Here is an 11,931-nt window from a genome sequence, read left to right on the forward strand (position 1 = left end):
GTTGACCTCGGCATCGGGGTTCTCTTCGGGCACGAGGTGGTAGTCGAGCCGGTGGCGCTCCACCCTGCCCTGCACCGCCATGAAGCCCTCCAGGCCATCGGGCAGGCGCAGGTTCATGGGCCGGTACCACTCCGATCGGATGGCCGGGCTGGTGCCGATGCGCACGAAGTTGCGCCACTCGCTGCCCGACGCGTCGAGCCAGTGCCGGTTGTGCACCAGCTTGAGGTTGAAGATGCTGCGGCCGCGGTTGTCGGCGCTGAAATCCATGCCCACCTGCAGGTAGTTGGGCCCCCAGGGCTTGTCCTGCAGGTCGAAAACCAGGCCACGCTCGCCATCGGGTGTGCGCACCAGGCGATAGTCGGTGCGCAGGTAATCGCCCGACGCCGCCAGGCTGATGAGGTCCCGCTCGGCGTGGGCCACGCTGAAGTCCTCGCCCGGCTGCGACTTCAGCAGGTCAGGCCGGTTCTCGGGGTGGGTGATGTCCGAGCCCTCGAAGCGCACAAAGTCCAGCTTGGTCGATTGCAAGGCTTTCTGCCGCCGCTGAGCCTGCCAGCGGGCGTAGGCCTCGGGCGAGAGCTTGAGGTCCTGCATACGCAGCACCAGGGCTTCGGCCTGCAACTCACCCAGGCGCATGAGGTCGATGGCGCGGTCGAAGTCACCCGACGTCAGGCCCTCCAGGGTCGGCGCAATCAACACGTCTTGCGGACCGAGCGTCTGCAGGCTGCGCTGCACGTTCTGCTCGGTCAGGATGTTGATCATCTGAGCCGTCACGCCCATGATGGAAGCCAGGGTGTCCCGACCTGAGAGCGGCGTGCCGATGTTGACGGCGATGATGCGCTCGGCACCCATCTTGCGCACCACATCGACCGGCAGGTTGTTGACCAGCCCGCCGTCGCCCAGGATGCGGCCATCGACCTCGGTGGGCGCGAACACACCCGGCACGGACATGCTGCTGCGCAGCGCCCTGGCCAGGTCGCCCGACTCCATCACCACGGCCTGGCCCGTCTCCATGTCGGTGGCGATGGCGCGAAACGGCGTGGGCAGGTCGTCGAAGTCCGGCACCTGGGTGGCACCCAGGGTCATGCGGCGCAGGTGCGACTCCAGCACCCGGCTGGAGACAGCGCCCAGCGGCGCGGTCAGGCCATCGGAGCGGATGCCGAATTCCAGCAGCGGCGAGACCTCGAAATCCTGCTCTTTGCGGCGCTGCGACAGGTCCTGGCGGTTGACGCGCGAAGCAAAGGCACCGATCCAGTCCAGGCGGGTGACCTCTTCCTCGATCTGGGTGGCGGTCAGGCCCGTGGCGTAGAGACCGCCCACGATGGCGCCCATGGAGGTGCCGGCGATGAGGTCCACCGGGATGCGCTCTCGCTCGAGCACCTTGAGCACCCCGACGTGGGCCAGGCCGCGTGCACCGCCACCGGAGAGCACCAGTCCGACGCGGGCTCGGGTCGCGTCCCGCAGGAGCGTCTCCGTCGATCCAGGTGAGGCGGGCGCGCCGGTGGCCTGGGCTCCGGCCAACTGCCCGGCAAACGCCAAGGCCAGGCCGCAAAGCAAAGCGCAGGGGTGAAGCCGGCGGGTGGACGAGGCAGGGTGTTTCATCGGGCGGATGACGAGGAGTGCAAACGATTGTGCCGCATCAAATCCGGCGGATTCGACGGCGCACGCCCCTTTGCGACTTGATCTGCATCAGGACGCCAAAGGTCGAACAGGCGTCAGATGGAGCCTGTCAGAAACGCCCCGCAGAGGAGAAAACACCATGCAAGCCTGGATCAACTTCCTGACCACCGACTACGGCATCCTGAGCCTGCTGTCCATCGCAGCCATGCTGTGCGGCCTGGGCTACTTCCTGTATTACGTCAGCAAGCACGTCAAGGAAGACACCGAGCGCCACGACAAGCTGCTGCGCGAGGCCGGCAAGCTTTGATCCCGTCGGGCAGCTCGGCTGTGCCCGCGCACGGCTGAGGTGTCGCCGCCAAAAAAGAAAAAGGCCGCTTTTCAGCGGCCTTTGTGCTTTGCAGCAGGGCAAGCGCCTCACCGAAGCGAGGCGCCTGGCTCAGGCATTTACATGCCCATGCCGCCCATGCCGCCCATGCCACCCATGTCGGGCATGCCGCCGGCGGGGGCATCGTCCTTGGGAGCTTCGGCGACCATGCACTCGGTCGTCAGCATCAGCGAAGCCACGGAAGCGGCGTTCTGCAGGGCGGTGCGGGTCACCTTGGTGGGGTCCAGGATGCCCATTTCGATCATGTCGCCATAGGTGTCGTTGGCGGCGTTGAAACCGAAGTTGCCAGCGCCTTCGAGCACCTTGTTGATCACGACCGAAGGCTCGCCACCGGCGTTGCCGACGATTTCGCGCAGGGGGGCTTCGATGGCTTTCAGGATCAGCTTGATGCCGGCGTCCTGGTCAGCGTTGTCACCCTTGATGGCGCCAGCAGCCTGGCGAGCGCGCAGCAGGGCCACGCCACCACCGGCCACGATGCCTTCTTCCACGGCAGCGCGGGTGGCGTGCAGGGCGTCTTCCACGCGGGCCTTCTTTTCCTTCATCTCGACTTCGGTGGCAGCACCGACCTTGATGACGGCCACACCGCCGGCCAGCTTGGCCACGCGCTCTTGCATCTTTTCGCGGTCGTAGTCGCTGGTGGCTTCTTCGATCAGGATGCGGATCTGCTTGACGCGGGCTTCGATGTCGCCAGCTTCGCCAGCGCCGTCGATGATGGTGGTGTTTTCCTTGCCCACTTCAACGCGCTTGGCTTGGCCCAGGTCGGCCAGGGTGACCTTGTCCAGGGCCATGCCGACTTCTTCGGCGATGACCTTGCCGCCGGTCAGGATGGCGATGTCTTCCAGCATGGCCTTGCGGCGGTCGCCGAAGCCAGGGGCCTTCACAGCCACAACCTTCAGGATGCCGCGGATGGTGTTGACCACCAGGGTGGCCAGGGCTTCACCGTCGACTTCTTCAGCGATGATCAGCAGCGGACGACCGGCCTTGGCGACTTGCTCCAGCGTGGGCAGCAGGTCACGGATGTTGCTGATCTTCTTGTCGAACAGCAGCACGAAGGGGTTGTCCAGGATCGCGGCTTGCTTTTCCGGGTTGTTGATGAAGTAGGGCGACAGGTAGCCGCGGTCGAACTGCATGCCTTCGACGACGTCGAGTTCGTTTTGCAGCGACTTGCCGTCTTCAACGGTGATGACGCCTTCCTTGCCGACCTTGTCCATGGCTTCAGCAATGATGCCGCCGACGTCGGAGTCGCTGTTGGCCGAGATGGTGCCGACTTGAGCGATTTCCTTGGAGGTGGTGGTGGCCTTCGAAGCCTTCTTGAGCTCGACAACCAGGGCGGCCACAGCACGGTCGATGCCGCGCTTGAGGTCCATCGGGTTCATGCCGGCGGCCACGTACTTCATGCCTTCGCGCACGATGGCCTGGGCCAGCACGGTGGCGGTGGTGGTGCCGTCGCCAGCGTTGTCAGAGGTCTTGGAAGCGACTTCCTTGACCATCTGGGCGCCCATGTTCATGAGCTTGTCTTTGAGCTCGATTTCCTTGGCCACGGACACACCGTCCTTGGTCACGGTGGGGGCGCCGAAGGAGCGCTCGAGCACCACGTTGCGGCCCTTGGGGCCCAGGGTGGTTTTGACCGCGTTGGCCAGGATGTTCACGCCTTCGACCATGCGGGCGCGGGCGTCAGAACCGAAGACGACGTCTTTAGCTGCCATGTTTGTTCTCCGAAGAATTCAGTGTGAGGGGGTGGCTTACTTGGCGATGACGGCGAAGAGGTCTTCTTCGCGCATGACCAGCAGCTCGTCGCCATCGACCTTGACGGTCTGGCCGGAGTACTTGCCGAACAGGACGCGGTCGCCGACGGCGACGTTCAGGGCCACGAAGTCGCCCTTGTCGTTGCGCTTGCCGGGGCCGACGGCCAGGACTTCACCTTGGTCGGGCTTCTCGGTGGCGGCGTCGGGGATGAAGATGCCGGAGGCCGTCTTGGTTTCGCTTTCGAGGCGCTTGACGATCACGCGATCGTGCAGAGGACGCAGTTTCATGGGTTCTCCTGTCTGGAAGACAACTTGTGGGTTGGCAAGCGCTTTCGAGTGAGCGAACACTCACATCGAAGCTGATTTTTGGGTCTCGTCCACCACGGGGACCGGCCGCTGGAGCGGATCTCCGGGGTGGTTCGGCAGGCATGTTAGCACTCACCGAAGTCGAGTGCTAATGATTATATGGACATGCTTGGCGGTTTCAAGAGGGCGTCGATGCCAAGGGGGAGCCCACCGGCCCGGGAAGCTGCTGGAGCGCGTCATGCAAAGGCCGGCGGCTATCGCGGTGATTGAAATCCTTGGTTTGCCGCCCTGGGTGCGGCTGCCTAGACTCAGTTCCTGAATCCCGGCCCCTCACAGGAGAAGAACATGACCCAAGAAGCCAAGTGCCCGTTCTCTGGCGCCCACAAGCCCGCCACCCAGGCCGTGCGCGGCAACCGCGACTGGTGGCCCAACCAGCTCAACCTGGCCATCCTGCACCAGCAGGGCCCTCAGTCCAACCCGATGGGTGAGGACTTCGACTATTCGGAAGCTTTCAAGAAGCTCGACCTTGACGCCGTCGTCGCCGACCTCAAGGCCCTGATGACCGACTCGCAAGACTGGTGGCCGGCCGACTGGGGCCACTACGGCGGCCTGTTCATCCGCATGGCCTGGCACGCTGCCGGCACCTACCGCATCCAGGACGGCCGCGGTGGCGCTGGCACTGGCAACCAGCGCTTTGCGCCGCTCAACAGCTGGCCCGACAACGGCAACCTCGACAAGGCCCGCCGACTGCTGTGGCCCATCAAGCAGAAGTACGGCCGCAACCTGTCCTGGGCAGACCTCTTCATCCTGACCGGCAACGTGGCGCTCGAGTCCATGGGGTTCAAGACCTTCGGCTTTGCCGGCGGCCGACCCGACATCTGGGAGCCCGAGATCGACATCGACTGGGGCCCCGAAGCCAAGTGGCTGGCCTCCAGCAAAGAGGCCGACAGCCGCTACTCGGGTGAGCGCGAGCTGGCCAACCCGCTGGCCGCCGTGCAGATGGGCCTGATCTACGTGAACCCGGAAGGCCCGGACGGCAACCCCGACCCGATCGCATCGGGCCGCGACGTGCGCGAGACCTTCGCCCGCATGGCCATGAACGACGAAGAAACCGTGGCCCTGGTGGCCGGTGGCCACACCTTTGGCAAGGCCCACGGCGCGGGCGACCCGAGCCTGGTGGGGGCCGAACCCGAGGCCGCCCCGGTCGAAGCCATGGGCCTGGGCTGGATCAACCAGCTGGGCTCGGGCAAGGGCGTGCACACCACCACCAGCGGCATCGAAGGCGCCTGGAAGCCCAACCCCACGACCTGGGACAACGGCTACTTCGACATGCTCTTCGGCTACGAATGGGAGCTCACCAAGAGCCCGGCTGGCGCTCACCAGTGGGTGGCCAAGAACGTCAAGCCCGAGCACATGATCCCCGACGCACACGACCCGTCGAAGAAGCACGCGCCGATGATGACCACGGCCGACCTGTCGCTGCGCTTCGACCCCGCCTACGAGAAGATCTCGCGGCGCTTTCACGCCAACCCGGCCGAGTTCGCCGACGCTTTTGCCCGCGCCTGGTTCAAGCTCACCCACCGCGACATGGGCCCGCGCGCGCGCTACCTGGGCAAGCTGGTGCCGAAAGAAGAACTCATCTGGCAGGACCCCATCCCCGCCGTCAACCACAAGCTGGTCGATGCCGCCGACGTGGCCCAGCTCAAGGCCGACCTGCTGGCCTCGGGCCTGAGCACGGCCGAGCTGGTTTCAACGGCCTGGGCTTCGGCCTCGACCTTCCGCGGCAGCGACAAGCGTGGTGGTGCCAACGGTGCGCGCATCCGACTGGCGCCGCAGAAAGACTGGGAGGCCAACCAGCCGACCCAGCTCGCCAAGGTGCTGGCCAAGCTCGAAGCCATCCAGCAGGCCTTCAACGCCCAGGCCACCGATGGCAAGCGGGTGTCGCTGGCCGACCTGATCGTGCTGGCCGGCAACGCCGCCGTGGAAGCCGCCGCCAAACAGGCGGGCCACGCCGTGCACGTGCCCTTCACGCCGGGGCGCATGGACGCCTCGCAGGCGCAGACCGACGTCGAGTCCTTCGCCGTGCTGGAGCCGCGCGCCGATGGTTTCCGCAACCACGCCGGGAAGGGCTGGGAAGGTGCTGCCGCCGAGCTGCTGATCGACAAGGCCCAGTTGCTGACGCTGAGCGCGCCCGAGATGACGGTGCTCGTCGGCGGCCTGCGCGCCCTGGGCGCCAACACCGCAGGCACGAAGCACGGCGTCTTCACCCAGCGCCCAGGCACGCTGAGCAACGACTTCTTCGTCAACGTGCTGGACATGGGCACCACCTGGCAGCGCTCAAGCACCGATGCCAACGTGCTCGAAGGGCGCGATCGCAAGACGGGGGCGGTGAAGTGGACGGCCACGGTGGTCGACCTGGTCTTCGGCTCGAACTCGCAACTGCGCGCGCTGGCCGAGGTCTACGCCAGCAGCGACGCCCAGGTCAAGTTCATCGATGACTTCGTGGCCGCCTGGGTCAAGGTGATGAACCTCGACCGCTTCGACGCGGCCTGACATCAGGCCAGGCACGGCGCCCCCCGGAGCGCGGGAGGGCTGCCGTGCGTCCTGATACACAGGGGTGGATTTTTGGTGCAGTATCGGCAGCCTCTTGCCAGCCTGCACCCATGTCCCAGCCTCAGACACCCAACATCTTCAGCCGGCCCCTGACGCCTCCCCCCGTCAACCTGGAACTGGAGCAAAAGCTCATCCTGTCCTTGTTCCAGCAGGGTCGCATGCCCGAGGCAGAGCGCGCTGCGCGGTCGCTTTCCGAGCGCGCTCCCAAGCACGGCTTCGCCTGGAAGGCCCTGGGCCTGATCCTCAGTCGGCAAGGCCGCAAGGAGGAGGCGCTGCAGCCGATGCAGCAGGCCTGCAAGCTGATGCCCCAAGACGCCGAGGCCTTCAACAACCTGGGCGCCCTCTTTGAGGAATTCCACCGCCTGGACCTGGCGCAGTCGTGCTATCAGCATGCCAGCGAGGTCAACGCCGGCTTCGAAGCGGCCCTGGACAACCTGATCCGCCTGGTCGAAAAACAGGACCGTCCGCAGGATTTGCTGCCCCTGCTCAAGCGCAAGCTCAAGGCCGCGCCCAACGACGACTATGTGCGACACCAGGTCGACATGCTCGAGAACAACCAGACGGATGCGGCACCCAGCGCCTACGTCGTGCGCCTGTTCGACCACTACGCCGAGCAGTTCGACCACCACCTCCAGCACGAGCTGGGCTACCGAGCGCCCGCAGACATCGTCAAGCTGCTGGAACAACACGCCCCCGAGCAGCACGCCTGGCGCGTGGTCGATCTGGGTTGCGGCACGGGCCTGGTGGCCGAGGCCCTGGCGGGCCGGGCGCAATCGCTGGTGGGTGTCGACCTGTCCGAGAAGATGTTGCGCCAGGCGCACGCTCGCGGGGACTACACCCAGCTGGTTTGCGCCGACGTGCTGCAACACCTGCAACAAGCCGAAAGCGGCAGCGCCGACACCGTGATCGCGACGGACGTGTTCATCTACGTGGGCAAGATCGACGAGGTGGTGGCCCAGGCCCATCGCCTGCTCAGCCCAGGCGGCTTGTTTGCGTTCACCGTGGAAGACATGGCGGCATCGCGTCTGGCGCCAACGCCGGCCGACCTCGAACGCGGCCATCGCCTGGAGCGATCAGGCCGGTATTCGCACGCCGAAGCCCACCTGCGCCAACTGGCTCAACAGCACGGCTTCCAGGTGCTCGCCCACGAGCCCACGGTCATCCGCCGCGACAAGGACCAGCCCCTGCACGGGCACCTGGTGCTCTGGCGGCGCTGAGCCGGCCCTGCGAAGCAGCCAAGCGTCATCATCGGCTGCAGGGTCACCAGGCACCCGGCGTGGGCTCAAGGACGTGGCACGATGGCCTCGTCCCAGAAATTCAGGATCTGAACCAGGGCGGGCCGCCTGAGGCGATCAACCTCCACCAGCAGCCCATGTCGGGCCTCGGGCAGGCGCCAACCCGTGCAGCGCCCCGGGTCTGCCTGCGTTTTGCCGGCGTTGACGTTGTCGCAAAACTCCTGCTGGGCTGAGGGCTCGACCACCACGTCTTCGCCGCCTTGCAGCACCAGCACGGGCACGGCAATGCGCGAGGCACCCGCCCCCCGGGCTTGGGCCGCCCCGGCGCAGGCCTCGTCAACCCAGCCCAGCGTGGCCCCGGCCACCCGGGCGTCGTCGTGGCCGCAGTGCTCGCCTTCGCAACGCGAAGCCCGGTTGAGCCAGCGCACGTCGTGGCGCACCACGCTGTGGGTCTGCGGGTGGCTGGCGCGATCGAGCATCTCGCGGTAGCGGCGCCACTCCTGCTCGAACGTGCCGCCCTGCACCCGCGTGCTCGAGAGCACGGGCCAGTCGAAGAAGAACGGCATGGAGCCGGCATGGCACCAGCGCCTCAGGGCCTGGTCGCCCCATCGGCTGGAATTGTTGGGCGCCACGGTGGGCTCCATCATGGGGGTGACCAGCGCCGCCGCCCGAAACGGCGTCTGGCCTGCCTGGCGAGCCAGGTGCAAAGCCGACACCGCCCCACCCATCGAATGCGCCAGCAGCACCCAGGGCTTGTGGGCCCGCTGCGGGTCGGCGCGCAAGCGTTGCACCTCGGCGACGAAGCGCTCCAGGTCAGCGACCAGGTTGTCGAAGCGATCGACATGGCCTTTGTCTCGGCCATCTTCGCCCTCGATGAGCCGAGTCGAAAACCCCTGGTTGCGGTGGTCGTGAACGTAGACCGACCACCCGTTGTTGAGCAGGTCGTGGATGACCTCCTGGTAGATGACCAGGCCCTCGGTGAAGCCCGGCACGATGACCACGGCGCCCCGCTCCTGGTCTGCCGGCAACACGTACGCGCGGTGGTGGATGCGCACCGGCCGGCCCAACCAACCCGTGGGCACCCCCTCGAAGTGGTCCACCTGCACCGATGCCAGGGCCGAGTTGGCCCGCTCGATGTCCGCCCACCCCTGGCCGGCGAAGCGGGCCTCGTCCACCACGGGGTGACGCGCCAGCGCCTGCGCCGATGCCTGCAAGACAGGCCAGGGCTCGGCAGCGCCCACCAGGCCGGCCATCAGGCCCAGCACCGAGGCGCTCAAACCACGTCGAATCCACGCTCTCACATCCACCCTCCTGGTGAGCAGCCCCTGACCCGGATGGCGAGACAAGGGCCCCACAACACGACAACAAAACCGACAAACCCCACACGGCTGACACCACCCAATCGGTGCTGTGCGCCGGTTGATGGAGCACCTTTCCCAGGAGAAACCGAGGTCGGTCACACGCGATGCAGACGTGGCACCGCGTTTGCAATGAAAGGCAAAACCACCGGCCCCGCCCCACCCTCAGGAAGGCTTGCCCATGAACTTCCCTCCGCCCCCGCACCCCCATCCGGTTTACCTGGACTACGCTGCCACCACGCCTGTGGACCCGCGTGTGGCAAACAAGATGATGCCCTACCTCACCGAGCGCTTTGGCAACCCGGCCAGCCGCTCACATGCCTACGGGTGGGCCGCAGAAGAGGCGGTCGAGATCGCCCGCGAGCAAGTGGCCTACCTGATTGGAGCCGATCCACGGGAAATCGTCTGGACATCCGGCGCAACAGAGAGCAACAACCTGGCCATCAAGGGTGCCGCCACCTGGTGACGCTGGCCACCGAACACAAGGCCGTGCTCGACACCATGCGCGAGATGGAGCGGCTGGGCTGGGAGGTCACGGTGGTGCCGGTCGAGGCCGATGGCCTGGTCGACATGGACCGCTTCGCCGAGGCGATCCGGCCCGACACCGTGCTGGCCTCGGTCATGTTCGTCAACAACGAGACCGGTGTGATCCAGGACATCGCGCGACTGGGCGCCCTGTGCCGCAGCAAAGGGGTGCTCTTGCACGTGGATGCCGCCCAGGCCACGGGCAAGGTCGCCATCGACCTTGATCGCCTGCCCATCGACCTGATGTCGATGTCGGCCCACAAGACCTATGGCCCCAAGGGCATCGGTGCGCTGTACGTGCAGCGCAAACCCCGCGTGCGCATCGAGGCGCAGATGCATGGCGGCGGCCACGAGCGTGGCATGCGCTCGGGCACGCTGCCCACGCACCAGATCGTCGGCATGGGCGAGGCCTTCTACATCGCCGCCCGCGAAATGAACACCGAAATCGAGCGGCTCATCAGCCTGCGCGAACGCCTGTGGCGCGGCCTGCAGGGCATCGATGCGGTGGCGCTCAACGGCCACACCGAACGCCGCGCGCCGGGCCACCTCAACGTCAGCTTCAACTACGTCGAGGGCGAGTCGCTGTTGATGGGCATGAAGGACATCGCCGTGTCGTCGGGATCGGCCTGCACCTCGGCCAGCCTGGAGCCCAGCTACGTGCTGCGCGCGATGGGTCGCAGCGACGAACTCGCCCACAGCTCGGTGCGCTTTTCCATCGGTCGCTTCACCACCGCCGAGGAGATCGACTTCACCATCGGCCGCGTGCGCGAGGTCGTGAACAGGTTGCGCGACATGAGCCCGCTGTGGGACATGGTGCGTGCCGGCATCGACCTTGACGCCATCCAGTGGGCCGCGCACTGACAGCAGCGCTGCACCACCCCACGAACATCGAACCACCGGAGCCCCAACATGGCCTACAGCGACAAAGTCATCGACCACTACGAGAACCCCCGCAACGTCGGCTCCTTCTCGGCCGACGAAGAAGGCGTGGCCACCGGCATGGTGGGCGCCCCCGCATGCGGCGACGTCATGAAGCTGAAGATCAAGGTCAACCCCGCCACGGGCGTGATCGAAGACGCGCGCTTCAAGACCTACGGCTGCGGCTCGGCGATTGCGTCGAGTTCGCTGGTGACCGAGTGGGTGCGCGGCAAAACGCTCAACGAAGCACTGGCCATTCAGAACACGCAGATCGCGGAGGAGCTGGCCCTGCCGCCCGTGAAGATCCACTGCTCCATCCTGGCCGAAGACGCGATCAAGGCCGCCGTGGCCGACTACCGATCGCGCCTGGCCGACCCGGCAACGCTCGGCGCCACCAGCGTGACGCTGCCCGAGCAAACCGCCTGCCAACCCTCCTGACCACCGACTTCCTCCCACCGTCCCACCGATCTTCCACGAAGGAGCCGCCATGGACACCACCACCCTCACCCCCACCACGGCCGCACCGCCCCCGGCCACGCCCATCCAGTTCAGCAGTGCTGCGGCCGCGAAGGTGGCCGAACTCATCGCCGACGAAGGCAACCCTCAACTCAAACTGCGTCTGTACGTGACGGGTGGGGGCTGCTCGGGCTTCTCTTACGGCTTCGCCTTCGACGACCAGGTCAACGAAGACGACACCCGCATCGACAAGGACGGCGTGAGCATGGTGGTCGACATGATGAGCATGCAATACCTGCTGGGTGCCGACATCGACTACGAGGACGGCCTGGAAGGCTCGCGCTTCGTCATCCACAACCGGAACGCGCAGACCACCTGTGGCTGCGGCAGCTCGTTCTCGATGTGAGGAGGACCAAATGGCCGTCACCCTGACCGACAACGCCGCCCGCCACATCGAGAGATCGCTGAACAAGCGCGGCAAGGGCGTGGGCCTGCGCCTGGCCGTCAAGACCAGCGGCTGCTCGGGCCTGGCATATGCCATCGAGTTCGCCGACGAGGCCCTGCCCGAGGACCAGGTGTTCGACAGCCATGGCCTGAAGCTGTTGGTGGACGCACGCAGCCTGCCCTTCCTCGATGGCACCGAGCTGGACTTCGTTCGCGAAGGGCTCAACGAGGGATTCAAGTTCCACAACCCGAACGCCAAGGCCAACTGCGGCTGTGGCGAAAGCTTCGCTGTCTGAACTCAACAAGGGGCACGCCATGGCGCTGCTGCA

10 protein-coding genes and 1 pseudogene are annotated in these 11,931 nt (G+C 66.2%); 7 read left to right on the top strand and 4 right to left on the bottom strand.

Features of this window, described 5'->3' with window-relative positions; genetic code table 11:
• The coding region (locus B2W70_RS15265; protein WP_286746948.1) for a patatin-like phospholipase family protein at positions 1-1,599 on the bottom strand (1,599 nt) is incomplete at its 3' end.
• Positions 1,600-1,756: 157 nt separating this feature from the next.
• Here B2W70_RS15265 and B2W70_RS15270 point away from each other — a divergent pair.
• The gene (locus tag B2W70_RS15270; RefSeq protein ID WP_286746950.1) at positions 1,757-1,924 is read left to right on the top strand and encodes a DUF3149 domain-containing protein; all 168 of its coding nucleotides are present in this window, start codon (positions 1,757-1,759) and stop codon (positions 1,922-1,924) included.
• 137 nt (positions 1,925-2,061) lie between these two features.
• Here the strand turns inward: B2W70_RS15270 and groL are convergent, their stop codons facing one another.
• Positions 2,062-3,708 (bottom strand): chaperonin GroEL, encoded by a 1,647-nt coding sequence (gene groL, locus B2W70_RS15275; protein WP_286746952.1) that lies wholly within the window; start codon positions 3,706-3,708, stop codon positions 2,062-2,064.
• Between the two features lie 36 nt (positions 3,709-3,744).
• A complete protein-coding gene (locus B2W70_RS15280; RefSeq protein ID WP_137842395.1) occupies positions 3,745-4,035 on the bottom strand; it encodes a co-chaperone GroES in 291 nt (96 codons plus the stop codon).
• 363 nt (positions 4,036-4,398) lie between these two features.
• Between B2W70_RS15280 and katG the strand changes: the two genes are divergently transcribed.
• Together katG and B2W70_RS15290 are read left to right on the top strand one after the other, a co-directional pair.
• On the top strand, positions 4,399-6,606 hold the full coding sequence (katG, locus tag B2W70_RS15285) for a catalase/peroxidase HPI (RefSeq protein ID WP_286746954.1): 2,208 nt from the start codon (positions 4,399-4,401) through the stop codon (positions 6,604-6,606).
• 110 nt (positions 6,607-6,716) lie between these two features.
• Positions 6,717-7,883, top strand: coding sequence for a methyltransferase domain-containing protein (locus B2W70_RS15290; RefSeq protein WP_286746956.1), 1,167 nt, complete (start codon positions 6,717-6,719; stop codon positions 7,881-7,883).
• 65 nt (positions 7,884-7,948) lie between these two features.
• Here the strand turns inward: B2W70_RS15290 and B2W70_RS15295 are convergent, their stop codons facing one another.
• Entirely contained in the window at positions 7,949-9,202 is a 1,254-nt protein-coding gene (locus B2W70_RS15295; RefSeq protein WP_286746958.1) for an alpha/beta fold hydrolase, read from the bottom strand.
• Between the two features lie 238 nt (positions 9,203-9,440).
• Between B2W70_RS15295 and B2W70_RS15300 the strand changes: the two are divergent.
• The 4 genes and pseudogenes from B2W70_RS15300 to iscA all read left to right on the top strand — a co-directional run bounded on the left by B2W70_RS15300 (position 9,441) and on the right by iscA (position 11,898).
• Positions 9,441-10,645 (top strand): annotated as a pseudogene (locus B2W70_RS15300) (IscS subfamily cysteine desulfurase).
• A 48-nt stretch (positions 10,646-10,693) separates the two neighbouring features.
• Positions 10,694-11,140, top strand: coding sequence for a Fe-S cluster assembly scaffold IscU (gene iscU / locus B2W70_RS15305; protein WP_286746960.1), 447 nt, complete (start codon positions 10,694-10,696; stop codon positions 11,138-11,140).
• Between the two features lie 49 nt (positions 11,141-11,189).
• Complete coding sequence (erpA, locus tag B2W70_RS15310; RefSeq protein ID WP_286746962.1) at positions 11,190-11,564, top strand: iron-sulfur cluster insertion protein ErpA; 375 nt, start codon at positions 11,190-11,192, stop codon at positions 11,562-11,564.
• 10 nt (positions 11,565-11,574) lie between these two features.
• Positions 11,575-11,898 (top strand): iron-sulfur cluster assembly protein IscA, encoded by a 324-nt coding sequence (gene iscA / locus B2W70_RS15315; RefSeq protein WP_286746964.1) that lies wholly within the window; start codon positions 11,575-11,577, stop codon positions 11,896-11,898.
• Positions 11,899-11,931: the final 33 nt, after the last annotated feature.

Origin of the sequence: Aquabacterium sp. UBA2148, assembly GCF_002328915.1 — a bacterium.
In the GTDB taxonomy this organism is placed as follows: Bacteria; Pseudomonadota; Gammaproteobacteria; order Burkholderiales; family Burkholderiaceae_C; genus Aquabacterium; species Aquabacterium parvum.

Excerpts from the sequence above, each read along its gene's own strand:
- katG (WP_286746954.1), top strand. The coding sequence starts at position 4,399 with ATGACCCAAGAAGCCAAGTGCCCGTTCTCTGGCGCCCACAAGCCCGCC.
- iscA (WP_286746964.1), top strand. The coding sequence starts at position 11,575 with ATGGCCGTCACCCTGACCGACAACGCCGCCCGCCACATCGAGAGATCG.
- erpA (WP_286746962.1), top strand. The coding sequence starts at position 11,190 with ATGGACACCACCACCCTCACCCCCACCACGGCCGCACCGCCCCCGGCC.
- iscU (WP_286746960.1), top strand. The coding sequence starts at position 10,694 with ATGGCCTACAGCGACAAAGTCATCGACCACTACGAGAACCCCCGCAAC.
- B2W70_RS15280 (WP_137842395.1), bottom strand. The coding sequence starts at position 4,035 with ATGAAACTGCGTCCTCTGCACGATCGCGTGATCGTCAAGCGCCTCGAA.
- B2W70_RS15290 (WP_286746956.1), top strand. The coding sequence starts at position 6,717 with ATGTCCCAGCCTCAGACACCCAACATCTTCAGCCGGCCCCTGACGCCT.
- groL (WP_286746952.1), bottom strand. The coding sequence starts at position 3,708 with ATGGCAGCTAAAGACGTCGTCTTCGGTTCTGACGCCCGCGCCCGCATG.
- B2W70_RS15270 (WP_286746950.1), top strand. The coding sequence starts at position 1,757 with ATGCAAGCCTGGATCAACTTCCTGACCACCGACTACGGCATCCTGAGC.